Consider the following 25444-nt stretch of genomic DNA (forward strand, 5'->3'; position numbering starts at 1 on the left):
TGGCTAGCCTCTCATGGGCGGTTGTGCAATCAGTCTCAGTTGGGCGGCCCGAAGGCCGCCCTCCCGTGAGCGGGATCAGTTGTCCTGCGTATCGCCACGCTTTTTAAAGCCACGCGCTTCTTTGGCAGCATCCCATTCTTCCTGAGAAATCGTGCCGTCGCCATTGGTGTCGAGCTTCTTGAACATCTCCGCCTTACGCTCAGAGCGCTTGGTCTTGCGCTCTGCCTGCGCGGTTTCGAACTCGGCTTTGGAAATCTTGCCGTCGCCGTCCGTGTCCAGCTTCTCGATCATCTTAGCCGAGCGATCTGTTTTGGGTTTCATCTCATCCACGCTCAACTGCCCGTCGCCATTGGCATCCATCCGGCTGATCATGCGATCCAGCTTTTTCACCATTCGCTCGTTGCCTTGGGATTCGGCATGTGCGGTCAGCTCTTCTTTGGTGATCACCCCGTCGCCGTTGGCATCGATGCCGGCAAAACGCTCTGCAGCCTTCGCCTGCAGATCTTCAGCGGTGATAAAGCCATCGCCATTGGTGTCGAGTTGCTCAAAGCTTGGCATCTGCCCGCGCATGTGGCGCATCTTGCCGCCTTCTTTGGCGGAAGCGGACACGGCGGTCACACCCAGGGCTGCAATCACTACGGCGCTGATCATCATTGTGCTCTTCATGGTGGTCTCCTTTTGGGCCTGTCTCATGGTTGTCTGCGTCGGCTCATTGCCTGTTCAGTGATAGTAAAACGCGGCGCCTCAGAGTTTCCGTCGCACATTCTCAATCTTTTTTTGGCAAGACTGTTTTGAGGGGGCTTTTGCGACATCGCGACGCAAGTCAGATTGCCCCCTTTCATGTTTGCGCAAACCGACACATCTTGGCCACGCGAGCACCGAGGGGAAACGTGATGAGTGAAACCAATATGTCTGATGCGGTCATTGCCGAAGAGGACCGCCCAATGAAGCAAGCCTTGTATCGAGGCTGGCGTCGTAAATGCCCAAATTGTGGGACAGGCCCGATGCTTAAGGGCTATCTGAAAGTCCGCGACCATTGCCCGGTCTGCAAAGAGGACCTGAGCCACCACCGCGCCGATGACGGCCCGGCTTATCTGACGATTCTTGTGGTCGGCCACCTGCTGGCCCCGCTGTTGCACGTGGCCTTTGTGCACTGGCGGCCTGACCCGTTCATTCTTTTCACCGTTTTTTCGGTTGGCTGCGTCGGGCTCTCACTCTACCTTCTGCCGAGATTGAAGGGGTGTGTGGTCGCTTTCCAATGGGCGCGCCGGATGCACGGGTTCAAATAGAGCCCGGCCACCCCATCCTGTGAGGGGAGCACAGCATGACCAACGCCACCACAGTGGACAAAACCGCGATCCGCAACGCCGCCACGGTGATTGTGCTCAGAGATCGTGACACCAATCCACAAATCCTGATGGGCCAGCGCGGCGCCAAGGCGGCGTTCATGCCCAACAAGGTGGTGTTCCCCGGCGGGGCGGTGGACCTTGAGGATGCCGACATCCCGCTGGCCGCGCCGATCTCCGACTTTTGCAGCCAGCGTCTGCTGGAAGACCGGCGCGAAGACACAAGCGAAAGCATCGTGCACGCGCTGGCCGTCGCCGCTATTCGCGAACTCTGGGAAGAGACCGGCCTGATCCTTGGCACCCAAGGCAACTGGTCGATCACGCCCCCTGCGGATTGGGAAACCTACGCGGCCACCGGCCACGTGCCCACCGCAGAGGCCCTGCAATTTGTCTTCCGCGCCATCACCCCTCCGGGCCGCCCGCGCCGCTTTGACGCGCGCTTCTTCCTGTTGGATGCAGACGAAATCACCAGCGATCTGGATGACTTCTCCGCCGCCTGCGAAGAGCTCTCCCATCTGCAGTGGATTCCGCTCAAAGAAGCCCGCAGCTTTGATTTGCCCTTCATCACCGAGGTGGTGCTGGCCGAGATCGAAGCCCGCGTGACCGACCGAACTCCACCCGAGGCGGTGCCGTTCTTCCGCAATGATGATGAAGAGAGCCTGTTTTTGCGCCTCAAAGGCCGCTTGCCGGATCTGAACGGGCGAGACGATTAAGCCAAAAGCACCAGCGTCAAGATCGACACCGCCAAAAGCGCCATGCCGAGGTATTCGCGGCGGCTGATGGTCTCTTTGAAGATCAACACTGTGCCGAGGATGCCAAACACCAGTTCGATCTGCCCCACCGCTTTCACATAAGCCGCATTTTGTAGCGTGAAGGCAGTGAACCAGCAAAACGTCCCTGCCATGCTGGTCAGCCCAATGAACCCCGCGCTGCGCCAAGCCGACAACACCCGCCCCACTTCCCCCGGTTCGCGCAGCGTGAGCCAAAGCCACATGCTGACCATCTGCATCAGCGTCACGGCCGCCAAGGTTACCAGCGCGCGCAACAATGGCGCATCCGTAACCACCTCAAGCGACGCGCCGCGATAACACACGGCTGAGACCCCAAACAGCGCCCCCGCCACCAAGCCCAGCGCCGCCGAAGGCGTCAAAACCCGCCGCCAGCCGGTCGCCTCGGCTTCAATCGGCCCGGACAAAACCAAAACCCCACCAACGCCAATGGTGATCGCAATCAGCCCCACGCCGGAAATGGTTTCCGAGAACAGCACCAAGCCAATCAACGCCGTGAAAAACACTTCGCTTTTGATGAAGGCCATGCCGACAGCAAAGTTGCGCCGCCCAAACAGCATCACCGTGCAGACCGTCGCCGTGATCTGCGCCGCACCGCCTACAGCGCCAAACAACCAGAAACTTGGCGTGACATCCGGCAAGGTTACACGGCCCGTGGCCACCAGCGTCGCCAGGACTGCCGCAGCAATGGGCGCGGAATAGACAAACCGCGCAAAGGTCGCGCCCGCGGCGGACAAAGACACCTGCGCCAGATGTTTTTGCAACATGAAGCGCACAGTTTGAAAAGCGGCGGCGGCGACGGAGGCGATGATCCAGAGTTCCATGGCCGCCTTGATGCCCAGCTAAGCCATGGAAGTCACGAGAAAGATTGTACCCTTACACGCGCCGCTGTCAGCCATCCCGTTTCCAAAGCGGATGCGCCACCGGGTCCTTGCGCCGCCAGAAAAACCGCCGAAACATCTCGCCATAAGAGGCAAAATAATAGCCGTCGTTGCGCGACAGGTAGCGCTCCCGATTGCTGCGAAACAGCTCCGGCAGGCGATACCACGGCATCTTGGGGTGCATGTGATGCACCACATGTAGATTGTTGTTCAGGAAAATCCACGCCAGCGGCCCACGATCCTCAATGATCACCGTCCGCCCCCGCGCCCGCTCATGTGCCTGATGTTCCAGAAAGGTGCGGATTTTGAGGATCGACAGCGCCGCATACGCACAAATCAGATAGGCCCAGCCAGGGACTGCACCAAAAGTCCTCATCCACCAAACAACCACCAAAACCGCAGGCACATGCCACAGCCAGCCTGCCAAAACTCGGCGATCTCCGCCCAAGATCGCCTGCCAATCGCTCACCATAAAACAGACCTGCCCCACCAGCGGCCCCACCAACAACCGTCCCACCAGCGTGTTGTTGAACAAGAGCACAGCCTGCCGCCATTTTGACAAGGCCTGCCAGTCCTCGGCGTAAAGGTAATTGCTCTCCGGATCGTCATAAGGATCAGTCAAACGGCTGTCCAAATGGTGATCCAGATGGGTGTCTTTGAACCGCAGATACGGCACAAACAAACCAATCGCCGGAAACACCAGCGCTGCATTCAACACTTTGTTTTGAAACGGATGTCCATGCAGCACCTCATGACTTAACGAGCTGTGCAATGCCAGCGCGACAATCGTCAGCGCCATGCCCAAAGGCAGCCAAAGCTGCGCCGCCCAAACTGTGCCCAAAGCATAAAGCCCGTAACACCCTGCCACCAAAACCAGCGTGGGCCACTCCACTTTGGGCAAGCGCTGCTCAGCCATGCTGTCGCCCCCAGCGCACACGGGACCAGATCCGCTCGTAAATCACATACATGCTGAACCCCAATCCGGTGTTGATCAGCGCCATCTTTCCCCCAAGAGCCGCTGATCCGGTGGCCAAAATTCCCACCACGGACATCGATATGATGCCAATCACATTCCAAATCACCGCTTTCACGATGGAGCGTTTTTGCGTGTCCATTGCGCCGTCCCGTGCGTCTGTCTTCACAGATGTGTTACCGGCAAAAAAGGCGTTGCAGAATTCTGTATCTGATTAACAAAACTCGACAGCTATGATATTTATCACCATATGATTGAAACTATCGACAAACGTCTGCGCGCAGATCAGTTCCGCAAGCGCCTGGCCACCGCCATGCGCAACAAAGACACCACCCAAGCTGGCCTGGCTCGCAGCATCGGCGTGGACCGCTCCACCATCAGCCAATTGCTGAAGGACCAGGGCGCGCGTCTGCCGAATGCACAAGTCGTGGGTGAATGCGCCGCTGCGCTTGGGGTTTCTGCGGATTGGCTGCTCTCGCTTACCGACAGGCCTGAAAACACCGCCGATATTCTTGCAAACGCTCTGACGGTCACAGAGGCTCCCCGTGCGCTGGTGGATGAACAGATTTTTGCTTGGCACCAAGAAGCTGTCGGCTACAAGATCCGTCACGTACCTGCCGGTCTGCCGGACATGTTAAAAACCAACGACATGTTGGATTGGGAATATGCCCCACATTTGGGCCGCACCACGGAACAGGCGATCAACGCGTCGCGCGACCGGCTGAACTGGATGCGCCAATCGCAATCGGACTACGAAATCGCCCTGCCGATGCACGAGCTGGCCGCCTTTGCCCGCGGCGAAGGCTATTACGCGGGCCTGCCCGAAGACCTACGCGCGCAGCAGCTTGACCACTTTGCCGATCTCAGCAGCCAACTCTATCCGCGCCTGCGCCTCTACCTGTTTGACGCGCGTCGGCTGTACTCCAGCCCCATCACCGTCTTTGGTCCCCTGTTGGCCGTGCTCTATCTGGGCCGCAATTACCTCGCCTTCCGAGACCGCGAACGTGTCACCAGCTTCACCGAGCACTTTGACGACCTGATCCGCCAAGCAGATGTCACCGCCCGCCAAATCCCGGACCATGTCGCCGCCCTCAAATCTGCCCTGTAAACTCATGCGGTAGTCCAGCCAGCAAACGCGTCCCCGCCCCGCTTCTTCTTACCAAAAATATCCTGGGGGAGTCGCAGCGCCGCTGTGACGGGGGCAAAGCCCCCTCTCGCCCTCTGGCTACCCGCGCCTAAACCTTCGGGTCCGGGTTCACCGTAAACCCATCCACGGCGATCACCTGCCCGCTCACCAGCCGCGCCTTGTCGCTGCACAAAAACACCGCCATCTCGGCCACATCCCGCCCCTCCACAAAGGAGCCCAGCGCCGTGCCAGAGGCATAGCCCTCATACACCGCATCCCGCGTCATGCCTTTGGCTTCTGCTTCGCGCGCCAACACCCCTTCCATACGCGGCCCTTCCACCGCGCCGGGACAAATCACATTGGCCCGCACGCCAAACGCCCCCAACTCCATGGCCAGCGTTTTGGTTAGGCCGATGACGGCCCATTTCGCCGCCGCGTAAGGCGCACGATAAGGATAGCCATATTGCCCCGCCGTGGAAGACGTCACCACAATCGCGCCCTGCCCTGCCGTCTTCATCATCGGCGCGGCATATTTGGCCGCCAGAAACGCCCCTTCCAAATTGACCGCCACGCAGGCCTGCCAATCTTGCAGGTTTATGTCTTCCACCGCCGCCGTTGGTCCGGCAATACCGGCATTTGCGCAAAGCGCATCCAGCCCGCCCCAGGTCTCATCAATCTCGGAAAACAGCGCAGCAACAGCACCTTCGTCGGTCACATTCACCTGCGTGCTGCGCCACCGTTTTGGCACCTCTGCCAAAGCCGCCGCATCCACATCCGCAACCCAGACCTGCCAGCCTTCGCGGTCAAACACCTCCGCCATAGCCCGCCCTACACCAGACGCACCCGCGGTGATCAGAACCCGCCCCGTCATCGGGGTTGCCCAACGTAGCGCCCGAGCCCTTCCGGCGCGGGCAAATCGGCCTGCGCCTCGCTGATCATCTTCAGGTTGGCGGCAATTTCCGGACTAAACGGCGCAGGCCGTCGTGTCTCAAGGCTCACGTGGATCAGGATATGCTCCGCTGTCGCTAGCAGTTTCTCGCCCGCATACATCTCATGCCAAAGGTGCATCTTCTTGCCCTCTGCCATCAGCACACGCGTCCGCACGTCAATCACGCTGCCCAGATGGGTCTCGTCGATGTGCCGGATATGCGTCTCCGCCGTGAAGAAGCTGCCCCCCGTCGCGATATACTCCTGATCACACCCAATGATCTCCATCAGCCGGTCACTCGCATCGGCAAAGGCCTGCAAATAGCGGCTTTCGGTCATATGCCCGTTGTAGTCCAACCAATCCACCGGCACCGCACGGCGCACAGTCACGATGGGTTGCGTCGGGTTGGCTATGTCGCTGGCCCTTCGCACCATACCAGCCGCCGCTGAGAGCTTGACGTCGTGCTGGTTGAGCACTGCACCCGATGCAAAATCCTGCGCTTTCAGCGCGCGCATCATGGCAACAAGGTTGTTGTCCCGTATCCGCTCCATTTCCCGGATTGTCAAATGGCCGGACTGTGCGTCACTTTGGCCAGCGATCAGATCCACCAACTCGTCGGTGAACTCCGGCACATCCATCAATTTGGTCCAGGGCCATTCTAGTGCCGGGCCAAACTGCGCCATGAAGTGTTTCATACCCGCCTCACCACCGGCCACACGATAGGTGTCAAACAACCCCATCTGCGCCCAGCGGATGCCAAAGCCCATACGAATAGCCTCATCAATCTCTTCTGTGGTGGCAATGCCGTCTTTCACCAGCCAAAGCGCCTCACGCCACACCGCCTCAAGGAAGCGATCTGCAATATGGGCATCAATTTCCTTGCGCACATGCAATGGGAACATGCCCAGACCCTTGAGCGTCTCCTTGGCGCGTTCGATCAAGTCAGGCGCGTTTTTCTCGGTTGGCACCAGTTCCACCAGCGGCATCAGGTAGACCGGGTTAAACGGATGTGTGACCACAATCTGCTCTGGGCGCGTCGCACAGCCCTGCAATTCACTGGGTTTAAACCCGCTGGTCGAGCTGCCCAAAATCGCCTCGGTGTCACAATGCTCCTGCAGCGTCTGATAAACCTTCCGCTTGAGTTCTAACCGCTCTGGCACGCTCTCCTGAATCCAAGACGCGCCTGCAACCGCCTCAGACATGGTCTCATGAAAGCTCAGCGCGCCTTCCGGCGGCAAAGCCGTATCGCTCAACCCCGGCAAAGACACCCGCGCGTTGGCAATCACCTCGCCAATTTTGCGCTCTGCTTCCGGGTCCGGGTCAAAGACTTGTACATCCCAGCCATTGAGCAAAAACCGCGCGGCCCAGCCGCCGCCAATCACCCCACCGCCAATAATCGCTGCCGTTTTTGTCATGTCATCTCCTGCTTTTTGACCGCCTCAAAAAAGACCCACTAGAAAAAGCACCATGCCGGCACAAAATGCCGCCGAAACTGTTTGACGTTCCGAAAACCGCTTTCGCGCCGCAATTGTTGCCAAACTTACAAGCGCCAGAAGGATCGCAGCCGCTATCCCAATTGAGGCAGAAACAGTCAGCGGATTGTCCGAAGTGGCCGGTTCATGCCCTCCGGCTGCGATCAGGCCGAGCGAAATCGCCATAATAAGCGCTGACCACAAAATGCCCTTCCACCAAACAGCATCGTACTGAAGATAACTCGTCAAGGCAGCCATCACGCCAACCAATACCGCCAAAGTCAAAACTGCAAACATGAAGACCCTCTTTGGAAATGCAAACAACTCAAAGTAGCTAGACCCACATCTCAGATCCACTTCAAGCGCATTTTCAACCCCAATCGGTTTGCTCTTCAGACATGCCTCTGGCGCTGCCTGTCCGTGTCTCCACTTAATTAGCAGGAAACGGGTCGCCGCATGCCCACGCCACGTCATAGCGTCCCCTCAAAAGGAGCGCTTACATGACCATCCAGTTTCACCCATTGCCCGCCGATCACGTGGACGCCATCCGCAACAGCCGCACCGACGCCTACGGCAACACTGTGGAGGTCGCGATCAGCGACGGCGACGGCATCACTTGCCGATCCTGCCTGAAGGTCACGCCCAAAGGCAGGCCCTTCCTGATCCTCGCACATCGCCCGTTTGAAGGCCAAAACGCCTACACCGAGACCGGCCCGATTTTTTTGTGCGAAGATTGTGCTGGCACCGCGCCGTCCAGCACCCTGCCCGACATCCTGACAGCGCCAACCTATATTGTACGCGGCTACTCTGCGGACGAGCGTATTGTCTATGGAACGGGCCAAGTGACCCTGACCGCGAACATTGCGCGTTACGCCGAAAACCTGCTCGCCCGTGACGACATCGCCTTTGTTGATGTGCGCAGCGCGTCCAACAACTGTTTTTTGTGTCGGGTGAAACCTGACTAGCCTAGCCCTGACCAAGCCGGTTTCGCTTTGCGAAACTGGCAGCGCCCGACCCTCCCGTTTTGCCGGAGGCAAACCTTCGGTTTGACGGGAGGGCGCTTCCAGCACCCACCTAGGGTCGCGCGCTGCCTTAAAGGTTAAAATGCCTGCGCCCAAATTCACGCGAACATGCGCACCTCCGCAAAACAGTCGCGATACAGACACCTTACCGACGTGTTGCGCCGCTCTGTGCCCCCCCCCCAAACCGCCAATTCCTAAGCCTGCGTGCGCAGCTGTTGCCGCAACACTCACCCTTTGGGTGCTCGCTTCACCAGCCCCAGTTTCTCGCGCACCTCCGCAGGCCCAATCACCCGCGCGCCCATGTTTTCAATGATGGTGCCCGCCCGCTCCACAAGTTGCCAGTTCTGCGCCAACTCGCCTTTGCCAAGCCACAGATTGTCCTCAAGCCCCACGCGCACATTGCCGCCCGCCAGCACCGCCGCCGCCACATAAGCCATCTGATTGCGGCCCAGCGAGAACGCGCTAAACGTCCACTCATCCGGCACATTATTCACCATCGCCATGAAGGTGTTGAGGTCATCCGGTGCGCCCCACGGCACGCCCATGCACAGCTGCACCAGTGCATCCGGCGCCAGCACGCCTTCTTTGACAAGCTCCTTGGCAAACCACAGATGACCGGTGTCAAAGGCCTCAATCTCGGGCTTAACCCCAAGATCAGTCATCATTTTTCCCATGCTACGCAGCATGCCGGGGGTGTTGGTCATCACATAATCGGCTTCGGCAAAATTCATCGTGCCGCAATCCAATGTACAGATTTCCGGCAAGCATTCCGCCACATGTGCCACCCGTTCCGTGGCGCCCACCATGTCTGTGCCATCGACCGTGGGCAGCGGGCTTTCCACGCCGCCAAACACAATGTCACCCCCCATGCCGGCGGTCAGATTGAGCACCATATCCACCTCGCTGTCGCGAATACGGTCGGTAACTTCGCGGTAGTAGCCAAGGTCGCGGCTCGGTGCGCCAGTCTCCGGATCACGCACGTGGCAATGCACCACTGCCGCACCGGCTTTGGCCGCCGCAATCGCGCTCTCAGCAATCTGTTTTGGGCTACGCGGCACATGCGGGCTGCGATCCTGCGTGCCACCCGATCCGGTCACGGCACAGGTGATGAAAACCTCGCGGTTCATTTGCAAAGGCATGGCGATTCCTTTCGTGTTCCTTGCCCAAGCGTACCGCACTTGCTGCGCAACACTTTTCATTCTACGAAGCCAATATGTCTATTTCCGCAGAAACCAGCGTTTTCCGCCACGACCCGGCCCCTCTGAACGTCGCCATTCTGGTGCTGGATGACTGCAACACGCTCAGCTTCGCCGCCGCCGTGGACCCCATGCGCGCCGCCAATCGCCGCGCCGGAAAAAACCTGTTTGACTGGCAGTTTTACACCGCAACCGATGCCCCAGCCTCGCTCACAAGTGGATTACAAATCAACGGGTTAGCCATTGACCAACTGCTGCGCTGCGATCTTTTGTTGGTCGTGGCTGGCTTTCGATTAGAAGAGCAAGCGACCCCACGCCTATCGGCCTCCCTGCGACGGCTCTATGCCACCGGCACCACCATCGCCGCCATCGACGGTGGTCCGTGGATTCTGGCAGAAGCCGGCTTACTGGACGGTCACAACGCCACCACCCACTGGGAGGACATCGAAAAATTCTCCCAACAATTCCCGAAGGTTACAACGCTCCGAGACCGATTCTGCATCTCTGACCGCATTGCCACATCCGGCGGCGCCAGCCCCTGCATCGACATGATGCTCTACCTTATTGAGACCCGCTACGGCGCGGATCTCGCCCGCCGCGTCAGCAGCGCCTTTGTCTACGACCCCATGCCCGCCAGCGCCCAACGCCCCATCTCCATCCCCCGTGCGATCCATCATCACCCAAAGGTGATCAAGGCGCTGGACCTTATGGGCCAAACCCTAGAATCCCCACTATCCATCCCGGAAATTGCAACAAAAACAGGGCTTTCCACACGCACTTTGGAACTCAACTTCCAAACCCACCTGCGCAAGTCGCCGCAAGCGGTCTACCTGACCATGCGCCTCGAAGAGGCTCTGCGCCTCGCGACAGACACGCAAACCCCGGTGCGCGACATCGCCTTGGCCACAGGCTTCAACAGCCCCACCAGCTTTGCCCGCGCCTTCAAAGCCGCGCATGGCGCCTCTGTGCGATCCTTACGCAACAAACGACACTAAGCCACTGATTTTATGAGCCTCTAACGCGCTACCGCCAACAAGCCGTCCACATCCAGATGGGTCTCGATGTGATCGGCCAAGCGATCCAACACCGCTTCCACGGTGGCGTCATAGCCCTCGTTGCCCACCTCCGCACCCAATGCCGCCATCCACGCCCGCCGGAACCCGTCGTCCCGGAACATACCGTGCAAATAGCTGCCGGACACACGTCCATCCTCAGACACAGCCCCCTCATCACGCCCATCCACAGTCGCAAACGGCCGCGCCCGATCCGCCCCATCCGTGCGCCCGATGTGGATTTCATAGCCCCGAAACGCCTGCCCCGAGGCCACATGCTGTGCGGCGGTTTCCGTCAACCGCTTGTCCGGTGTCATCTCGGTAATCACGTCCAGCAGGCCCAGACCTTCCGTCGTGCCAGCCGGGCCTTCGATGCCGTCTGGATCGCGCACTTCTCGGCCAAGCATCTGATATCCGCCACAAATCCCCAGCACATGGCCGCCACGGCGCACATGCGCCAGAAGATCCACATCCCAGCCCTGCTCCCGCAGAAACGCCAGATCGCCACGCGTGGATTTGCTGCCTGGAATGATCACCACATCTGTGTCGCCCGGAATCGGCTCCCCTGCCCGCAACATCGTCAACGACACGCCCGGCTCCTGCGCCAACGGGTCCAGATCGTCAAAATTCGCAATTCGCGACAGCCCAAGGCAAACCACATTCAACCCGCCAACCTTTTTGGCGTTCTTGATGTCGAGCGCATCTTCGGCGGGCAATTTCCAAGCCTCGCCAAAATACGGCAACACCCCAAAGCCCGCCCATCCGGTCGTGTCTTTAATCAGCTCGTAACCATCATCAAACAAACTGGGATCACCGCGAAATTTGTTCACAAGGAAGCCCGCCACCAGCGCCGCGTCCTCTTCGGAAATCACCGCCTGCGTGCCAACGATCTGCGCGATCACGCCGCCCCGATCGATGTCGCCAGCCAAAACCACCGGCACATTCGCCGCCTGCGCAAAGCCCATATTGGCAATGTCGCCCTGGCGCAAATTGACCTCCGCCGGGCTGCCCGCGCCCTCGACAATCACCAGATCATTGTTTGATTTCAGTCGGTTGAAGCTTTCAAGCACAGCCTCCATCAGCTGTGGTTTCAGCTTCGCATACTCGCGCGCCTTCACCGTGGTCAGCCGTTTGCCCTGCACCACAACCTGAGACCCCACATCGGTCTCCGGCTTCAACAGCACCGGATTCATATCCACCGTTAACGCTTTGCCACAAGCCAAAGCCTGCAACGCCTGCGCCCGGCCAATCTCGCCGCCGTCGCTGGTCACGGCGGCATTATTGGACATGTTTTGCGGCTTAAATGGTGCCACAGACAGCCCCCGGCGCGCCGCCGCCCGGCACAGCCCCGCCACCAACATCGACTTACCGACATTGGAGCCCGTGCCTTGAATCATAAGTGCTTTGGTCACGTCACACCTGCTTGGGCAAAAATGCCTCAACGGCTGCGGAAGCGATCACCAACACATTGCCGTCATCCGGATTGGTCACATTCATACCGCCGAACACAGCTTTGACCTCAGCCCGCCCACGCGGCAACTTCTCTGCCAAGGCGACGCAATCCACCTTCTCTGGTTCCTGCACGCCGACCGTCACCTGCACTCGCATCTCTTTGGGGTCTTTACCCAGCGCGGCAAACATCGGGATCGCGGAATGGCGGATCGCATCTTCAATCGCCCGCGCGGCGGCCTTGGTATAGTCCTGACCATATTGGTCGTTGCCCATGCCCATTTCGATGATGAAACGCTGATCGCTCATGCCGCAACCTCCACATCCAGCGCAACCGAGATCGCCACATTGGCAATCACCGTTGGGTTGCCACCATCCTCACGCGGCACATCCAATCCGCCTTTCACAGGATTTACAGTGACTTGGCCATAGGGAAAGATCGCGGCAATGACGTCTACGTCGACTTTCTCAGGCTGCTGCACGGCCACCTCTACGGTGATGATCATCTCGGATTTGTCTTTGCCAAACAGCTCCGCGAGATTGATCGAATTGTGCCACAACGCGTCTTTCACAGCCCGCGACGCTGCTTCTGTATAGTCCAGCCGCCGCAGCGACGAGCCCATGCCGAATTCGGTGAGCAAGCGTTTTATCATGTTGATTTGCCTTTGAAAACTGAACGGACAAAAACAATCAAGGCGACAGCCACGATGACAAGTTCAACCTTGAACGTCCAATGTGCCATGAAGGATTTGATCCAATGATCATGTGTGGCCTGCACGGTCACAAGCGTCGTGGTACCGTCAAAAAACGGCCAACCCCAGCTTACTTTCCCGGCTATGCTGTCCAACATCAGGTGGAATAGCGCACCAACGCCAACGGCTGCAATGAACGACCTCCTGAGGACCAGCCCGACAAGCAAAAAACCAGCCCAAATGATAGGGCGATGGGTCAGATACTCATGGTGATGCGTGCTGCGATTGTCCACCAAATGAAACCAAAGCATATCCAAATCCGGGGCGATGCTCCCGATCAGAATTCCCCAGAAAACAGCTTTGGAAACACCGGCTGCCTGTGCGCTCTTAGCGGCAAGATAGCCAGCCGGCAGGTGCGCAACCAACATTATTAGAACTCCACCCCAGCCTGCGCCTTGATCCCATCGCGGAACGGATGCTTCACCAAAGTCATCTCGGTCACCAAATCCGCCGCCTCAATCAGCTCCGGTTTGGCATTGCGCCCGGTCAACAAAACATGGGTCATCTCTGGCTTTTCGCTCAGAAGGAAATCGACCACGTCGTCAATGTTCAGATAGTCGTTGCGCAGCGCAATGTTGATTTCATCGAGCATTACAAAGCGGTTCGCGGGATCGCGGATCAACTGCTTCGCCAGTTCCCAGCCCGCTTCGGCCTTGGCGATGTCACGCTCGCGGTCCTGCGTTTCCCAGGTAAACCCTTCGCCGGACACGTGAAATTTCACCTCTTCCGGAAAATGCTCTTCCAAAAACGCACGCTCGCCTGTGGCCATCGCGCCCTTGATGAACTGCACCACAGCCACCGGCATCTCGTGCGCAATACAACGCATGATCATGCCAAAGCCGGAGGATGATTTGCCCTTGCCAGGCCCAGTGTGCACCATGATCAGACCTTTTTCCTCGGTCTTCGTGGCCATCATTCGGTCGCGTGCGGCTTTGATTTTCGCCATCTTGGCCTTGTGGCGTTCATTTTGTTCGACGCTATCAGACATCTGCCTCTCCGTTCCCGCTTGACTTAACCGCCATGATTGCCCATTCGGGATGTTGCTGGTTCCTGCTCATTTGAGCAGGTGAAAAGGGAATGTGAAACGGGCCCAACGTCAAGGCCCAAAGCGCAGCCGCCCCCGCGACCGTGACCGGAGAGGTCCACCACAGTCACTGGAGATATCCGGGAAGGCAGGTGGGCCGCAGGCAGATGCCGTAATCCGCAAGCCGGGAGACCTGCCAGCGGACATGACATGTACCGGACGGGGTGTTTCGGTGTCGGGCTGCCCAAGGGAGTCCCACGCCTGCCTTGTCCAGAAAAAGGACCGAACCCATGGCTGACGCATCTGCGCCTGTCGATCTGCTTGTCTGCACCTCTTGTCGTGCCGGACAGCCGACGGACGTCGAAGGCCCCCGCCCAGGCACGCAACTGTTTGACGACCTTTGCGCAGCGGACTTGCCTGACAATGTAACCGTGAAAGGCGTGGCCTGTTTTTCCAATTGTGACCAAGGCTGTTCGATCACAATCCGGGGCGGTGACGAACGCTGGACTTATGTCTACGGCAACTTCACCGGAGCCGACGTTGATCTCGTTGCTGAAGGCGTCACCAAATACGCCGCCACTGCCGATGGTCTTGTGCCATGGCGCGAGCGGTCCACTCACTTTCGTAAAAATTGCATCGCGCGCATTCCACCACTGGAGATCCCTGAATGAGCACCCTTGAGAAACTCCCCGTCACCGTCATCACCGGTTTTCTCGGCTCCGGTAAAACCACTTTGGTGCGTGGCCTGATGCAGAATCCGCAGGGCAAGCGCCTTGCCGTGATCGTAAATGAATTTGGCGATGTGGGTGTGGATGGCGAGATCCTGAAATCCTGCGCCATTCCGGATTGCCCGGCGGAAAATATTCTGGAGCTGGCCAACGGCTGCATCTGCTGCACCGTGGCGGATGATTTTATCCCAACCATCGAAGCGCTTATGGCGCTGGAACCACGCCCGGAACATATCCTGATTGAAACCTCCGGTCTGGCTCTGCCAAAGCCGCTTTTGAAGGCGTTTGATTGGCCCGATATCCGCTCCAAGATCACCGTGGACGGCGTGATTGCACTCGCCGATGCCGAAGCCGTCGCCGATGGCCGATTTGCCACCAACGTTGCCGCAGTGGATGCGCAGCGGGAAGCCGATGAAGGGTTGGACCATGAGACGCCGTTGTCGGAAGTCTTTCAGGATCAAATCAACTGCGCCGACATCGTGTTGTTGACCAAGCCTGACCTGGCTGGCCCCGACGGCACCGCCAAAGCCAAAGACATCGTGCTGAAAGCTGCCCCACGTGCGTTGCCAGTTGTCGAAGTGGCCGAAGGCGAAGTCGACCCTCGTGTGATTCTGGGGCTCGAAGCGGCTGCGGAAGACGACATTGATGCGCGTCCGTCCCATCACGAGGACCATCATCACCACCACGATCACGACCATGATCACGACGACGATCACCACCATCATCACGGCCATGACCACGATCACGATGCGTTTAACAGCATTGTGGTGGACGTGCCGGAGCAAGCTGATCCAGCGGCTTTTGCGGCCAAGATTGAGAAAATGGCCAAAGATCAGAACATCTTGCGCGTGAAAGGCTATGCGGCTGTGACCGGCAAACCGATGCGTCTGTTGGTGCAAGCGGTTGGTGCGCGGGTGCGTCATCAGTTCGACCGCCCATGGAAACCCGAAGAAGGCCGCCAGGGCCGCATGGTCGTGATTGCCGAACAGGGTGACGTAAACGTCGAAGCGATCCGCGCAGCTCTGGTAGACTAAACCCCATGCACGTTGTCTTTCGCGAAAGCCATGGTCTGGATGAGGCCGACACTCCAATGGATCTGGGTCAAACCCCGGCCGATCTTGTGGTGCTGTCCTTCTCTGACAGTGACCTTGGAGCTTTCGCGGCAGGCTGGCACCGCAGCAACGGAGACTTGCCCACGCTGCGGTTGGCCAATCTGACGGCGCTCAAACATCCGCTGTCGGTAGACACCTACATCGAACAGACATTGGTGGGCGCCAAGGCCATCTTGATCCGCCTGATCGGGGGCATTTCCTACTGGCAATATGGCATCCAACAGGTGCAGGCCTTGGCGCTGGAAAAAGGCATCGCGCTGGCGGTGTTGCCAGCCGACGGTCGGCCTGATGAGCGGTTGGACGAAGTCTCCACCCTGCCCGCCTCGACGCTCCATCGCCTGACACACCTGTGTGACACGGGCGGCGCGATTGCGGCACAGGCTGCATTGGCACAACTGGCTCTGGCTGCGGGGCTCTATGCCAAACCAGTGATGGGCTCCAAAGCCCTGCCAGATCACGGCGGCTGGACTCCTGAAACTGGCCTGTGTGACCCGTTGGCGGGCCGCAGTACCGACAAACCACTGATCGCGCTGACGTTTTACCGCGCCTATGTAAGCTCTGCAGATACCGCCCCTATTGAAGCGCTGTTTGAGGAGTTCCGTGGCCGTGGCTTTGACGTGATTGGTCTTTTTGCGCCATCGCTGAAAGTGCCAGCGTCTGCAGCATGGATGGCGGACACGCTCCAACAGCTCTCCCCCGACGCCATAGTGAACGCCACGTCCTTCTCCGGCAAAGGTGACAATGGCACCTCCCCTTTGGATGCCACCGATGCGCCAGTGTTCCAGGTCGCGCTCGCCACCTCACGCAAAAAAGCCTGGTCCGGATCCGAGCGCGGCTTGGCGCCAGCGGACCTCGCCATGCATGTCGTGCTGCCAGAAGTGGACGGGCGTCTGTTTGCAGGCGTGAGTTCATTCAAGGAACCGGGCAAGAAAGACCAAGCGCTGGAGTACTCCCGCTTTGCCCATCGCGCCTTGCCAGAACGCATTGCGTCCGTGGCCGACAAAGTTGAAGGCTGGGTGTCGCTTGCGCAGAAAGCCAATACGGACAAACAGATCGCCTGCGTTCTGAGCACCTATCCGGGCAAAGACTGGAACATGGCGCATGCAGTTGGACTAGATCCTCTCGCCAGTGTGGAAGCTGTTCTTGGCGACTTGCAGAACGCTGGATTTCAAACCGCACATGCGGGCAAACTCGAAGACGCGTTACTGACGGAAACTCTGTCCTGGTCTCTAGCGGACTACCACGCCACGTTGGCAACGCTCCCCGAAGCACTGCGCGACGACCTGACCGAAGTTTGGGGCGCTCCTGAAAACGACCTAACATTTGCCGACGGTGCATTCCACTTCAAAGCCACCAAACGCGGCAACGTGCTTGTGGCCTTGCAGCCCGAACGTGGCAGCGATCAGCAACGCGAAGATGAGTACCATGACCTCTCCCGCGTGCCGCGCCACAGCTATGTCGCCTTCTACCTCTGGCTCCGCCATGCGCTCAATTCTGACGCGCTGATCCATGTTGGCGCCCACGGCACTCTGGAGTGGCTGCCGGGCAAATCCGTGGCGCTGTCCGCAGAGTGTTGGCCCGAAGCGCTGATTGGCGATCTGCCTGTGATCTACCCGTTTATCGTGAACGACCCCGGTGAGGCCGCCCAAGCCAAACGCCGGATCAACGCGCTGACGCTTGGGCACGTGCCACCGCCGCTCAAACAATCCGCGACGCCAGAGCGATTTGCCCGTTTGGAAACCATCCTTGATGAGTTCTCCAATGCCGACGGGTTGGACCCCAAACGCCGAGACCGGCTGCAAACCGACATTCGCGACGAGGCCGAAGCGCTTGGTTTGCAAGCGGAGTTGGGTCTGGACGACGCGACATCTCTGGCCGAAGCCATCACGCGCATCGACACGTTTGTCTGCGACATCAAAGAAAGCCAATTTGGCGACGGCTTGCATATTTATGGTCGCGCGCCACTAACCGAGGGAAGCTTTGATGCCGCCCCCTCCGCGAATGCCGAGCGTGACGCGCTGATCAAAGCGCTCGAAGGCAAACGCATTGAAGCAGGTCCGTCCGGCTCACCTTACCGAGGCCGGCATGATGTGCTGCCTACGGGGCGCAACCTCTATACCACGGACCCGCGCTCGGTTCCGTCGCGGTCTGCTTACGCACAGGGTGTGAAACTTGCAGAAGAGCTGGTGCGCCGCCATTTGCAAGAAGAAGGCGACTACCCCAAAAACCTGATCGTGGACCTCTGGGGCTCCGCCACCATGCGCACAGCAGGCGAAGAATTTGCCATGGCGCTGCATCTTCTGGGCGCGAAACCTGTTTGGGACGAGGGCAGTGAGCGTGTATCTGGTGTGGAAATCTTGCCCATCGCGTTGCTGGACCGACCACGCATCGACGTCACCTTGAGGGTCTCGGGCCTGTTCCGCGACGTCTTCTCAACGCTCTCAACGCTTTTTGGCCAAGCCGTGAAAGCGCTTGCAGAGCGCGACGAGGCCGCAGACTGGAACCCATTTGCGGGCCGCATCACCGCTCCGCGTGTCTACGGCCCTGCGCCGGGCAGCTACGGGCTTGGCATGGGACACGAGATCGAAAACTACTCCGACGAAGGCCGAAAATCCGCTGGCGAGGCTTGGCTCAACGCTTCTTCCTACGCGCTCGACACCGGCGAAGGTACCAAAGACCTTGATGGCATTCGCGACCGGGTTGGCGCGGCGGACAGTTTTGTACATTTGCAAGACCTTCCGGAAACCGATGTGCTTGTGGCCTCAGATTATGCTGCGCACGAGGCAGGGTTTGCCGCGGCGCAAGCCATAACGGGTGGCAACGCAAACCTGTATCATGTCGACAACACCAATCCTGAAAAACCGCGTGCGCGCAGCTTGACCGAGGAAATCGCTCGCGTAGTACATGCCCGCGCGACCAACCCGGATTGGCTTGCCGGGATGATGCGCCACGGCTTCCGTGGCGGTGCGGAGATTGCTGCAACGCTGGATCATATGGGCGCTTTTGCCAATCTGGCTGGCGCCGTGCCACCCCAGCTATTTGACGCCTACCATGATGCCACTTTGGGAAACGACGATATTGTCGCCTTCCTTGAGCGTGAAAACCCACAAGCGCTGGCCGCCATGCGCGATCGTTTTGCTGCGCTTCATGACGCTGGCCTGTGGATCACCCGCCGCAACTCCATTCTTGCCAATCTGGAGCAAGCTTCATGAGCCGTCCGGACGCCAAAGGCTGGTGCCCCGGCGCCTATAAACCGATGATGTCCGGCGATGGTCTGGTGGTGCGCGTGCGCCCAGTTATGGCCCGTTTGACGCAGGAACAGATTCTGGGCTTGTGCGAAACAGCAGACCGATTTGGCTCTGGCCTGATCGACTTGACGAGCCGCGCCAATTTGCAAATTCGCGGCGTCAAAGAAGAAGATCACGAGGCAGTTCTGGCAGAGCTACACAAACTCGACCTGCTGCCAGACGATCCTGCCCTCGAAAGCCGTCGCAATATCCTTATCCCGCCGATGTGGCGCGAAGACGATGACACACATCGCGTGGCGTCCGAATTGGTCGCGCGCCTTGGTGAACTCCCAGACCTGCCGCCCAAAATGGGTTACGCCATCGACATTCAAGGCGGCCCGCAACTCTCTGACAAATCAGCAGACTTCCGCTTTGAACGCGACACCAATGGCGGCCTTATCCTACGCGCCGATGGCGCCTCTCGTGGTCGCGTTGTGACTGTGGACGCCGCCGTCGACGCCCTGTTGGAGATGGCGCGGTGGTTTGTTGACACGGATGGGCCGACCCGCCGCCGTATGGCCGCACATGTGGCTCTGACGCCTTTGCCTGCGGACTGGCAAGCCGTGCCCCCCGCCGCATTGCAAAAACCGCCAGTGCCCGGTGACACAGAAATTGGCGCCTTGTTTGGCGTGGCGTTTGGTCAGATCGAAGCGGCGCAACTGGCCAACCTGATAACCGCAACCAAAGCAGAGGCGATGCGTGTCACCCCATGGCGGTTGTTCCTGCTGGAGGGAGCAGACATTGTTGAAACTGACGCCTTTATCACCGACACGCATGATCCGCTGCTGCATGTGGACGCCTGCCCTGGCGCCCCGTTGTGCAATTCCGCAACCGTAGAGACTCGCCAACTGGCCCGCCAACTGGCGAACCATTTGCCAACGCCCCTGCACGTCTCCGGCTGTGCCAAAGGCTGCGCCCTGCCGCGCCCCTGTGCGACAACATTGGTCGGCAATGACGGCGCATTTGATCTTGTGAAAAACGGCCGCCCATGGGATGCGCCTGTGAAAACCGGCCTCACGCCGAGCACCTTACTTGAAGCCCGAGGAGAGCTTTAGTGCCTTACGAATACGAAAAAAACGGTCAGGCGATCTATGACGAAAGCTTCGCCACCATCCGGCGCGAGGCCGATCTGGCCGGGTTTGACAAAGACGAAGAACAGGTTGTGGTGCGTATGATCCACGCGGCCGGCATGGTTGGTTTGGAAAAGCATGTGAAATTCACCCCCGGTATGGTCGCCGCTGCGCGCAAAGCCATGGAAGACGGCGCGCCGATCTTCTGTGACGCGCGCATGGTCAGCGAGGGTGTGACCCGCCCACGCTTGCCTACCGACAACGAGGTGATCTGCACCCTGCACGCCGAAGGCATCTATGAGCTGGCGGCAAAAATCGGCAACACCCGCTCCGCTGCGGCGCTGGAACATTGGCGCGACAAATTGGGTGGCGCCATCGTGGCCATTGGCAACGCACCGACCGCCCTCTTCCACCTTCTGAACATGCTCGAAGACCCGGACTGCCCGCGCCCTGCTGCCATCATCGGCTGCCCGGTGGGCTTTGTCGGCGCGATGGAGAGCAAAGACGCGCTTTGGAACGATCAACCCGTGCCCTGCATGATCGTGGATGGCCGTCTTGGCGGCTCCGCCATGACCGTAGCTGCTATCAACGCCATCGCGAGCCGCAAAGAATGACCCAAACCGGCACAATTTACGGCGTTGGGCTTGGCCCCGGCGATCCCGACCTGATGAGCGTGCGCTCGCATCGGCTTATTACCAACGCGAAACACGTGGCCTTTTTCCGCAAAGCAGGTCGCAAAGGACAAGCACGCGCGATTGTCGATGGCATGTTGCCAGAAACGGCAATTGAGTTTCCAATGGAGTACCCAGTCACCACGGAAATCTCGGTGCATGACCCGCGCTACAACGAGGCATTGTCTGCCTTCTATGAAGACGTCACCCAACACCTGATCGCGCTGGCGCAAACCGGCGAAGACGTGGTGGTGCTCTGCGAAGGCGATCCGTTCTTCTACGGCTCCTTCATGCACATCTACGCTCGCGTGCGCGACGTGGTGCCAACCCAGGTTGTGCCCGCGATCACCGGCATGTCCGGCGCCTGGACTGCCACCGAAGCCCCAATTACATGGGGCGACGACGTGCTGACCGTGCTGATGGGCACGTTGGACGAAGAAAAACTCACCCGTCACATGGCTGACACGGACGCAATGGTGGTGATGAAAATTGGCACCAACTACGACAAGGTCATCCGTGCCTTGAAAGCCTCAAACCGCTATGAAGAAGCCTGGTTGGTGCAGTTTGCCACCATGCAAAAACAGAGCGTCAAAAAACTGTCGGAAACAACGGATCACGGCACGCCCTATTTCTCCATCATTGTGGTGCACGGACAAGGACGGCGGCCATGAGTGGCTGGGTTCAGATTGTCGGCATCGGCCCCGGCGACGACGCGCTCGTGACCCCACAGGTGCAGGCCGCTTTGGCCGAGGCCACCGATGCGGTTGGGTATATTCCCTACGTGGAACGGGTGGCGCAAAACCCGAACCTGACCCTGCACCCGTCTGACAACCGCGTGGAAATTGACCGCTCCCGCCATGCGTTGGAAATGGCCTCCGAGGGCAAACGTGTGGTGGTGGTCAGTTCCGGCGATCCCGGCGTGTTTGCCATGGCGGCGGCAGTGTTTGAGGCGGTTGAGCACGGCGAGCCTGCGTGGCGCGATCTCGACATTCGCGTGTTGCCAGGCATCACTGCCATGCTCGCGGCATCTGCGGCTTGCGGTGCGCCACTAGGCCATGATTTCTGCGCCATCAACCTCAGCGACAACCTCAAACCATGGGAGCTGATCGAGAAGCGCTTGCATCTGGCGGCCGAAGCTGATTTTGCCATGGCGTTTTACAATCCACGCTCGAAGTCTCGCCCGGAAGGCTTTGAAAAAGCGCTCAAAACGCTCAAGGAAAGCTGCGGCGACAATCGTCCGATGATCTTTGCCCGGAACGTCTCCCGCCCGGACCAAACGATCAACATTGTGCCCTTGCAAGAGACCACGCCAGACATGGCCGACATGCGCACGGTTGTGCTTTTGGGGTCCAGCCAAACCCGGATTATTGAGCGTGATGGCGCACCCATGGTCTACACCCCGCGCTCGGTGGAGGGCTAGGTGACTTGGGGCGCCAGTCAAACGGCGACAAAGCGCATCCTCTCAGGATTGCGCCCGTCAACTTGTGACCCACTCCAGCACGGCATCCACAGTCGCGACCTCGGATCGCGGCGGCAAGTTTGGTCGATCAATCATGATCACTGGGATGCCGAGTTCGCGGGCCGCAGTCAGTTTGGCTTCTGCGCCGACACCGCCCGCGTTTTTGCAGACCACCAGCTCAATGCCTTGCTCCTGCATCAACGCGCGGTCGCCCGCCACATCAAACGGCCCGCGCGCGACAACAACCGTGTGACTGGGCAGCGCCGGTGGCGCTTCCGGCTGATCCACCAAGCGCAAAACGTACTGATGCTGCGGCTGCGCCGCAAAGGCGGGTACATTCAACTTGCCCAGCGCCAAAAGAACCCGTTTGGGATCGCCGGCCAACGCCGCAACAGCGCCGTCAATGTCGGACACATGCGTCCATCGATCTCCGACCCGCGCTTGCCAGGCAGGTCGCGTCAGCGCCATCAATTCCGTGCCAGCCTGATGATGACAAGCTTCAAACGCATTCCAGCTCATCTGCGCGGCAAAGGGATGCGTGGCGTCCACCACATGGGTGATGTTATGCTCCTGCAAATACTGGACCAATCCTGCCACACCGCCAAAGCCGCCCACCCGCGTGGGCAACGGCTGCGCCTTGGGGCTGGCCACGCGTCCGGCGTAAGAAAACACAGCGTCCACGTCGCGCTCCGCCAAGGCGCGTGCCAAGAGGTTGGCCTCGGTTGTCCCACCGAGAAGAAGGAGTTTGGGCGCCATGTCTGAAAATCCGTGGTTGACTATTGTCGGGTTGGGCGAAGATGGCCCAGAAGGCCTGTCGCCCGCAAGCCGCAAAGCGCTTGAGGAGGCCGAGGTGGTTATGGGGGCTGAACGGCATTTATCGCTGTTGCCAGACCTATCGGCAGAGATCATCACCTGGCCGGTGCCATTTGCTGACGGCATCCCATTTCTGCTCGAACAGCGAGGGCGCAAAACTGTAGCCTTGGCCTCTGGCGATCCCTTCTGGCACGGCGCGGGCACGTCACTGACCAAACACTTGGACCGTGGTGAGTGGCAGACCCTGCCCGCCCCGTCCACCATGTCGCTCGCTGCCGCCGCCCTCGGCTGGCCGCTGGAAAGCGCCATCACACTTGGCTTACACGCCGCACCCTTCACGCGCCTGCGCCCGCATCTGGCCAACAGCACCCGCGCGATTGTGACGCTGCGCGATGGCGAGGCTGTGCCAACCTTGGCCGCATGGCTCACAGAGATTGGCTTTGGCGCAAGCACGTTACATGTGCTCGAAGCCCTTGGTGGACCGCGTCAGCGCATCCGTGAAACGCGCGCTGATGCATTTGATTTAGAGAACATCCAACATCCGGTCTGCGTCGCCATAGATGCGTCCGGCGGCCCTGCCCTCACCTCGGTGGGTGGCAAGGATGACGCATTCTTTGACAACGATGGCCAAATCACCAAACGCCCCGTGCGTGCGCTGACCCTCTCCGCTCTGGCCCCTCTCCCAGGCGAACACCTTTGGGACATCGGCGGCGGCTCCGGCTCCATTGCGATTGAATGGCTGCTCGCGCATTCGAGCACACAGGCGACCTCCGTTGAAATTGAGCCAACGCGTGCGGACCGCATTGCAAAAAACGCCGCGAACCTTGGCGCGGACCGTCTCTCCGTCGTCACTGGCGCCGCTCCCGACGCCTTGGAAGGTTTGCCCGCGCCGGATGCCGTGTTCATCGGCGGCGGCATCTCCGAAGAGATGTTGCAAACCGTATGGGCAGCCCTGCCAATGGGCGCGCGCCTTGTGGCCAATGCCGTCACGCTCGAAGCCGAGGTGCTTTTGGCAAATTGGCAGGCCGACAAAGGCGGCGACCTCTTGCGCATCGAACTGGCGCAATCTAAGCCTTTGGGCCGCAAGCGGGGCTGGAAATCCAGTTATCCCATCGTGCAGTGGAGTGTGCAGAAATGATCGTCGCTGGTTTTGGATTCCGGGCCTCCGCTACGGAGCACAGCCTGAGCGATGCACTCGCATTGACGGCGGCCAAGGTCGACGCCATCGCTACGCCTGCGGACAAAGCGAAAAGCAAAACGCTGCAATCCTTTGCTCAAGCACACAACTTACCAGTTTTGGAAATTGAAGCGGGCGCAATGCAAGCTGTTGAAACGCCAACCCAATCCGCCAAGGTGCATGAACAAAGCGGTACCGGCTCGGTGGCTGAAGCCTGTGCGCTTGCAGCCCTTAACAACGCCTGCCTGACCACATCGCGCGTCGTTTCCGCCGACCGCCTTGCCACCTGCGCCATCGCGCAAGGAGAGCCCCTATGACTGTTCACTTCATTGGCGCAGGCCCTGGTGCCGCAGATCTGCTCACTTTGCGGGGCCGCGACCTGATCGCATCCTGCCCGGTTTGCCTCTATGCGGGCTCCTTAGTACCCGACGCCATCTTGTCACATTGCCCCGACAACGCCCGCGTGATCAACACGGCACCGCTGGACCTCGACGCCATCGTGGCCGAGTGCAAAGTGGCCCATGAGGCTGGTCAAGACGTGGCCCGCCTGCATTCCGGCGACTTGTCCGTCTGGTCCGCCATGGGAGAGCAAATCCGCCGCCTGAAGGCCGAAGGCATCCCGGTATCCGTGACTCCCGGCGTGCCCAGTTTTGCCGCCGCAGCTGCCGCCCTGCAATCCGAGCTAACCCTGCCCGGCCTCGCCCAATCCGTGGTTTTGACCCGAACACCGGGCCGCGCGTCGTCCATGCCAAAAGGCGAGACACTCACCAACTTCGCCGCCACCGGCGCGACATTGGCAATTCACCTATCGATTGGCAATCTCGATAAGGTGATTGCAGACCTCACACCAGCCTATGGGACCACCTGCCCTGTCGCCGTGGTATACCGCGCCAGTTGGCCGGACCAGCAAGTCATCCGCACGACGCTCGCCAGCCTGAAAGACGATGTGACCGAGAACATAACCCGCACCGCGCTGATCCTCGTAGGCCCCGCACTCGCAGGTGAAGGCTTTGACGAAAGCTGCCTCTACGCCACCGAATATGACCGCCGCTATCGCCCGCAGACCGCTGACAGCCCGTGGTCCAGCTGGCAACACGGCGACGACTAAAGAAAGATAA

29 protein-coding genes and 1 riboswitch are annotated in these 25444 nt (G+C 59.5%); of the genes, 15 read left to right on the forward strand and 14 right to left on the reverse strand.

From position 1 onward, the window contains the following. Positions 1 to 75: 75 nt before the first annotated feature. Positions 76 to 666: an EF-hand domain-containing protein gene (locus SIB38_RS16945; RefSeq protein ID WP_412550666.1), complete on the reverse strand. Its 591-nt coding sequence runs from the start codon at positions 664 to 666 to the stop codon at positions 76 to 78. Between the two features lie 227 nt (positions 667 to 893). Between SIB38_RS16945 and SIB38_RS16950 the strand changes: the two genes are divergently transcribed. Together SIB38_RS16950 and SIB38_RS16955 are read left to right on the forward strand one after the other, a co-directional pair. Continuing rightward, entirely contained in the window at positions 894 to 1289 is a 396-nt protein-coding gene (locus tag SIB38_RS16950) for a DUF983 domain-containing protein (protein ID WP_294118452.1), read from the forward strand. Between the two features lie 35 nt (positions 1290 to 1324). Continuing rightward, the gene (locus SIB38_RS16955; protein WP_294118451.1) at positions 1325 to 2059 is read left to right on the forward strand and encodes an NUDIX hydrolase; all 735 of its coding nucleotides are present in this window, start codon (positions 1325 to 1327) and stop codon (positions 2057 to 2059) included. Here SIB38_RS16955 and SIB38_RS16960 read toward each other — a convergent pair. The 3 genes from SIB38_RS16960 to SIB38_RS16970 all read right to left on the reverse strand — a co-directional run bounded on the left by SIB38_RS16960 (position 2056) and on the right by SIB38_RS16970 (position 4130). After that, on the reverse strand, positions 2056 to 2958 hold the full coding sequence (locus tag SIB38_RS16960; RefSeq protein ID WP_294118450.1) for a DMT family transporter: 903 nt from the start codon (positions 2956 to 2958) through the stop codon (positions 2056 to 2058). The two genes, SIB38_RS16955 and SIB38_RS16960, sit on opposite strands and share 4 nt — an antisense overlap. A 67-nt stretch (positions 2959 to 3025) precedes the next feature. After that, on the reverse strand, positions 3026 to 3931 hold the full coding sequence (locus SIB38_RS16965; RefSeq protein ID WP_412550667.1) for a fatty acid desaturase: 906 nt from the start codon (positions 3929 to 3931) through the stop codon (positions 3026 to 3028). Further along, positions 3924 to 4130, reverse strand: coding sequence for a DUF2061 domain-containing protein (locus tag SIB38_RS16970; protein WP_294118511.1), 207 nt, complete (start codon positions 4128 to 4130; stop codon positions 3924 to 3926). The genes SIB38_RS16965 and SIB38_RS16970 overlap by 8 nt, the downstream gene beginning before the upstream one ends. 108 nt (positions 4131 to 4238) lie before the next feature. Here SIB38_RS16970 and SIB38_RS16975 point away from each other — a divergent pair, with 108 nt between their 5' ends. Then, positions 4239 to 5096 carry a helix-turn-helix domain-containing protein gene (locus SIB38_RS16975; protein WP_294118447.1) on the forward strand — a complete coding sequence of 286 codons (858 nt, stop codon included), beginning with the start codon at positions 4239 to 4241 and terminating at the stop codon, positions 5094 to 5096. Positions 5097 to 5223: 127 nt separating this feature from the next. Here the strand turns inward: SIB38_RS16975 and SIB38_RS16980 are convergent, their stop codons facing one another. From SIB38_RS16980 to SIB38_RS16990, 3 genes are read right to left on the reverse strand one after another with little or no spacing between them, the layout of a single operon-like run. After that, positions 5224 to 5985 (reverse strand): SDR family oxidoreductase, encoded by a 762-nt coding sequence (locus tag SIB38_RS16980; protein WP_412550668.1) that lies wholly within the window; start codon positions 5983 to 5985, stop codon positions 5224 to 5226. After that, positions 5982 to 7457 (reverse strand): carnitine 3-dehydrogenase, encoded by a 1476-nt coding sequence (locus tag SIB38_RS16985; RefSeq protein WP_294118445.1) that lies wholly within the window; start codon positions 7455 to 7457, stop codon positions 5982 to 5984. Before SIB38_RS16985 ends, SIB38_RS16980 begins: the two co-directional genes overlap by 4 nt. 24 nt (positions 7458 to 7481) lie before the next feature. Beyond that, positions 7482 to 7811: a hypothetical protein gene (locus tag SIB38_RS16990; protein ID WP_294118443.1), complete on the reverse strand. Its 330-nt coding sequence runs from the start codon at positions 7809 to 7811 to the stop codon at positions 7482 to 7484. A 203-nt stretch (positions 7812 to 8014) separates the two neighbouring features. On the opposite strand from SIB38_RS16990, the gene SIB38_RS16995 reads away from it, so the two are divergent. Further along, a complete protein-coding gene (locus SIB38_RS16995; RefSeq protein ID WP_412550669.1) occupies positions 8015 to 8479 on the forward strand; it encodes a DUF1203 domain-containing protein in 465 nt (154 codons plus the stop codon). 284 nt (positions 8480 to 8763) lie between these two features. Here the strand turns inward: SIB38_RS16995 and SIB38_RS17000 are convergent, their stop codons facing one another. Further along, entirely contained in the window at positions 8764 to 9675 is a 912-nt protein-coding gene (locus SIB38_RS17000; protein ID WP_294118441.1) for a 3-keto-5-aminohexanoate cleavage protein, read from the reverse strand. Positions 9676 to 9749: 74 nt separating this feature from the next. Here SIB38_RS17000 and SIB38_RS17005 point away from each other — a divergent pair, with 74 nt between their 5' ends. After that, entirely contained in the window at positions 9750 to 10727 is a 978-nt protein-coding gene (locus tag SIB38_RS17005; RefSeq protein WP_412550670.1) for a GlxA family transcriptional regulator, read from the forward strand. Positions 10728 to 10747: 20 nt separating this feature from the next. Here the strand turns inward: SIB38_RS17005 and SIB38_RS17010 are convergent, their stop codons facing one another. The 5 genes from SIB38_RS17010 to cobO are packed head-to-tail and all read right to left on the reverse strand — an operon-like array spanning position 10748 to position 13973. Continuing rightward, positions 10748 to 12181 carry a cobyric acid synthase gene (locus tag SIB38_RS17010; protein ID WP_412552061.1) on the reverse strand — a complete coding sequence of 478 codons (1434 nt, stop codon included), beginning with the start codon at positions 12179 to 12181 and terminating at the stop codon, positions 10748 to 10750. A gap of 16 nt (positions 12182 to 12197) precedes the next feature. Further along, positions 12198 to 12542, reverse strand: a complete 345-nt coding sequence (locus tag SIB38_RS17015; protein WP_294118435.1) for a Lin0512 family protein — start codon at positions 12540 to 12542, stop codon at positions 12198 to 12200. Continuing rightward, positions 12539 to 12886: a Lin0512 family protein gene (locus tag SIB38_RS17020; protein WP_294118434.1), complete on the reverse strand. Its 348-nt coding sequence runs from the start codon at positions 12884 to 12886 to the stop codon at positions 12539 to 12541. The genes SIB38_RS17015 and SIB38_RS17020 overlap by 4 nt, the downstream gene beginning before the upstream one ends. Then, positions 12883 to 13353, reverse strand: a complete 471-nt coding sequence (locus SIB38_RS17025; protein ID WP_294118433.1) for a metal-dependent hydrolase — start codon at positions 13351 to 13353, stop codon at positions 12883 to 12885. Before SIB38_RS17025 ends, SIB38_RS17020 begins: the two co-directional genes overlap by 4 nt. Positions 13354 to 13355: 2 nt before the next feature. Beyond that, positions 13356 to 13973: a cob(I)yrinic acid a,c-diamide adenosyltransferase gene (gene cobO, locus SIB38_RS17030; protein ID WP_294118432.1), complete on the reverse strand. Its 618-nt coding sequence runs from the start codon at positions 13971 to 13973 to the stop codon at positions 13356 to 13358. A 39-nt stretch (positions 13974 to 14012) separates the two neighbouring features. Then, a riboswitch (cobalamin riboswitch) is annotated at positions 14013 to 14225 on the forward strand. A 74-nt stretch (positions 14226 to 14299) separates the two neighbouring features. Between cobO and SIB38_RS17035 the strand changes: the two genes are divergently transcribed. The 7 genes from SIB38_RS17035 to cobJ are packed head-to-tail and all read left to right on the forward strand — an operon-like array spanning position 14300 to position 22297. Further along, positions 14300 to 14680 (forward strand): DUF1636 domain-containing protein, encoded by a 381-nt coding sequence (locus SIB38_RS17035; protein ID WP_294118431.1) that lies wholly within the window; start codon positions 14300 to 14302, stop codon positions 14678 to 14680. Continuing rightward, entirely contained in the window at positions 14677 to 15771 is a 1095-nt protein-coding gene (gene cobW / locus SIB38_RS17040) for a cobalamin biosynthesis protein CobW (RefSeq protein WP_294118429.1), read from the forward strand. Before SIB38_RS17035 ends, cobW begins: the two co-directional genes overlap by 4 nt. A 5-nt stretch (positions 15772 to 15776) precedes the next feature. After that, complete coding sequence (gene cobN / locus SIB38_RS17045) at positions 15777 to 19061, forward strand: cobaltochelatase subunit CobN (RefSeq protein ID WP_412550671.1); 3285 nt, start codon at positions 15777 to 15779, stop codon at positions 19059 to 19061. Then, positions 19058 to 20191 (forward strand): precorrin-3B synthase, encoded by a 1134-nt coding sequence (gene cobG / locus SIB38_RS17050; protein ID WP_412550672.1) that lies wholly within the window; start codon positions 19058 to 19060, stop codon positions 20189 to 20191. The genes cobN and cobG overlap by 4 nt, the downstream gene beginning before the upstream one ends. Continuing rightward, positions 20191 to 20820, forward strand: coding sequence for a precorrin-8X methylmutase (locus SIB38_RS17055; RefSeq protein WP_294118425.1), 630 nt, complete (start codon positions 20191 to 20193; stop codon positions 20818 to 20820). Before cobG ends, SIB38_RS17055 begins: the two co-directional genes overlap by 1 nt. After that, positions 20817 to 21548, forward strand: coding sequence for a precorrin-2 C(20)-methyltransferase (gene cobI, locus SIB38_RS17060; protein WP_294118423.1), 732 nt, complete (start codon positions 20817 to 20819; stop codon positions 21546 to 21548). Before SIB38_RS17055 ends, cobI begins: the two co-directional genes overlap by 4 nt. Beyond that, on the forward strand, positions 21545 to 22297 hold the full coding sequence (gene cobJ, locus SIB38_RS17065) for a precorrin-3B C(17)-methyltransferase (RefSeq protein WP_412550673.1): 753 nt from the start codon (positions 21545 to 21547) through the stop codon (positions 22295 to 22297). The genes cobI and cobJ overlap by 4 nt, the downstream gene beginning before the upstream one ends. A gap of 57 nt (positions 22298 to 22354) precedes the next feature. Here the strand turns inward: cobJ and SIB38_RS17070 are convergent, their stop codons facing one another. Continuing rightward, on the reverse strand, positions 22355 to 23092 hold the full coding sequence (locus SIB38_RS17070) for a cobalt-precorrin-6A reductase (RefSeq protein WP_294118419.1): 738 nt from the start codon (positions 23090 to 23092) through the stop codon (positions 22355 to 22357). Between SIB38_RS17070 and cbiE the strand changes: the two genes are divergently transcribed. Genes cbiE through cobM form a run of 3 tightly spaced genes read left to right on the forward strand, consistent with a single transcriptional unit; the run spans position 23091 to position 25434 of the window. After that, a complete protein-coding gene (cbiE, locus tag SIB38_RS17075) occupies positions 23091 to 24287 on the forward strand; it encodes a precorrin-6y C5,15-methyltransferase (decarboxylating) subunit CbiE (protein ID WP_294118417.1) in 1197 nt (398 codons plus the stop codon). The genes SIB38_RS17070 and cbiE overlap by 2 nt on opposite strands. After that, positions 24284 to 24643 carry a cobalamin biosynthesis protein gene (locus SIB38_RS17080; RefSeq protein WP_412550674.1) on the forward strand — a complete coding sequence of 120 codons (360 nt, stop codon included), beginning with the start codon at positions 24284 to 24286 and terminating at the stop codon, positions 24641 to 24643. The genes cbiE and SIB38_RS17080 overlap by 4 nt, the downstream gene beginning before the upstream one ends. After that, a complete protein-coding gene (gene cobM / locus SIB38_RS17085; protein ID WP_294118414.1) occupies positions 24640 to 25434 on the forward strand; it encodes a precorrin-4 C(11)-methyltransferase in 795 nt (264 codons plus the stop codon). Before SIB38_RS17080 ends, cobM begins: the two co-directional genes overlap by 4 nt. Positions 25435 to 25444: the final 10 nt, after the last annotated feature.

Source organism: Shimia sp. MIT910701, assembly GCF_047126315.1.
Taxonomy (GTDB): domain Bacteria; phylum Pseudomonadota; class Alphaproteobacteria; order Rhodobacterales; family Rhodobacteraceae; genus Shimia.

What these genes read in the sequence shown, in the direction of transcription:
- SIB38_RS16945 (WP_412550666.1), bottom strand. Translation starts at nt 666, where the DNA reads ATGAAGAGCACAATGATGATCAGCGCCGTAGTGATTGCAGCCCTGGGT.
- SIB38_RS16950 (WP_294118452.1), top strand. Translation starts at nt 894, where the DNA reads ATGAGTGAAACCAATATGTCTGATGCGGTCATTGCCGAAGAGGACCGC.
- SIB38_RS16955 (WP_294118451.1), top strand. Translation starts at nt 1,325, where the DNA reads ATGACCAACGCCACCACAGTGGACAAAACCGCGATCCGCAACGCCGCC.
- SIB38_RS16960 (WP_294118450.1), bottom strand. Translation starts at nt 2,958, where the DNA reads ATGGAACTCTGGATCATCGCCTCCGTCGCCGCCGCCGCTTTTCAAACT.
- SIB38_RS16965 (WP_412550667.1), bottom strand. Translation starts at nt 3,931, where the DNA reads ATGGCTGAGCAGCGCTTGCCCAAAGTGGAGTGGCCCACGCTGGTTTTG.
- SIB38_RS16970 (WP_294118511.1), bottom strand. Translation starts at nt 4,130, where the DNA reads ATGGACACGCAAAAACGCTCCATCGTGAAAGCGGTGATTTGGAATGTG.
- SIB38_RS16975 (WP_294118447.1), top strand. Translation starts at nt 4,239, where the DNA reads ATGATTGAAACTATCGACAAACGTCTGCGCGCAGATCAGTTCCGCAAG.
- SIB38_RS16980 (WP_412550668.1), bottom strand. Translation starts at nt 5,985, where the DNA reads ATGACGGGGCGGGTTCTGATCACCGCGGGTGCGTCTGGTGTAGGGCGG.
- SIB38_RS16985 (WP_294118445.1), bottom strand. Translation starts at nt 7,457, where the DNA reads ATGACAAAAACGGCAGCGATTATTGGCGGTGGGGTGATTGGCGGCGGC.
- SIB38_RS16990 (WP_294118443.1), bottom strand. Translation starts at nt 7,811, where the DNA reads ATGTTTGCAGTTTTGACTTTGGCGGTATTGGTTGGCGTGATGGCTGCC.
- SIB38_RS16995 (WP_412550669.1), top strand. Translation starts at nt 8,015, where the DNA reads ATGACCATCCAGTTTCACCCATTGCCCGCCGATCACGTGGACGCCATC.
- SIB38_RS17000 (WP_294118441.1), bottom strand. Translation starts at nt 9,675, where the DNA reads ATGCCTTTGCAAATGAACCGCGAGGTTTTCATCACCTGTGCCGTGACC.
- SIB38_RS17005 (WP_412550670.1), top strand. Translation starts at nt 9,750, where the DNA reads ATGTCTATTTCCGCAGAAACCAGCGTTTTCCGCCACGACCCGGCCCCT.
- SIB38_RS17010 (WP_412552061.1), bottom strand. Translation starts at nt 12,181, where the DNA reads ATGATTCAAGGCACGGGCTCCAATGTCGGTAAGTCGATGTTGGTGGCG.
- SIB38_RS17015 (WP_294118435.1), bottom strand. Translation starts at nt 12,542, where the DNA reads ATGAGCGATCAGCGTTTCATCATCGAAATGGGCATGGGCAACGACCAA.
- SIB38_RS17020 (WP_294118434.1), bottom strand. Translation starts at nt 12,886, where the DNA reads ATGATAAAACGCTTGCTCACCGAATTCGGCATGGGCTCGTCGCTGCGG.
- SIB38_RS17025 (WP_294118433.1), bottom strand. Translation starts at nt 13,353, where the DNA reads ATGTTGGTTGCGCACCTGCCGGCTGGCTATCTTGCCGCTAAGAGCGCA.
- cobO (WP_294118432.1), bottom strand. Translation starts at nt 13,973, where the DNA reads ATGTCTGATAGCGTCGAACAAAATGAACGCCACAAGGCCAAGATGGCG.
- SIB38_RS17035 (WP_294118431.1), top strand. Translation starts at nt 14,300, where the DNA reads ATGGCTGACGCATCTGCGCCTGTCGATCTGCTTGTCTGCACCTCTTGT.
- cobW (WP_294118429.1), top strand. Translation starts at nt 14,677, where the DNA reads ATGAGCACCCTTGAGAAACTCCCCGTCACCGTCATCACCGGTTTTCTC.
- cobN (WP_412550671.1), top strand. Translation starts at nt 15,777, where the DNA reads ATGCACGTTGTCTTTCGCGAAAGCCATGGTCTGGATGAGGCCGACACT.
- cobG (WP_412550672.1), top strand. Translation starts at nt 19,058, where the DNA reads ATGAGCCGTCCGGACGCCAAAGGCTGGTGCCCCGGCGCCTATAAACCG.
- cobI (WP_294118423.1), top strand. Translation starts at nt 20,817, where the DNA reads ATGACCCAAACCGGCACAATTTACGGCGTTGGGCTTGGCCCCGGCGAT.
- cobJ (WP_412550673.1), top strand. Translation starts at nt 21,545, where the DNA reads ATGAGTGGCTGGGTTCAGATTGTCGGCATCGGCCCCGGCGACGACGCG.
- cbiE (WP_294118417.1), top strand. Translation starts at nt 23,091, where the DNA reads ATGTCTGAAAATCCGTGGTTGACTATTGTCGGGTTGGGCGAAGATGGC.
- SIB38_RS17070 (WP_294118419.1), bottom strand. Translation starts at nt 23,092, where the DNA reads ATGGCGCCCAAACTCCTTCTTCTCGGTGGGACAACCGAGGCCAACCTC.
- SIB38_RS17080 (WP_412550674.1), top strand. Translation starts at nt 24,284, where the DNA reads ATGATCGTCGCTGGTTTTGGATTCCGGGCCTCCGCTACGGAGCACAGC.
- cobM (WP_294118414.1), top strand. Translation starts at nt 24,640, where the DNA reads ATGACTGTTCACTTCATTGGCGCAGGCCCTGGTGCCGCAGATCTGCTC.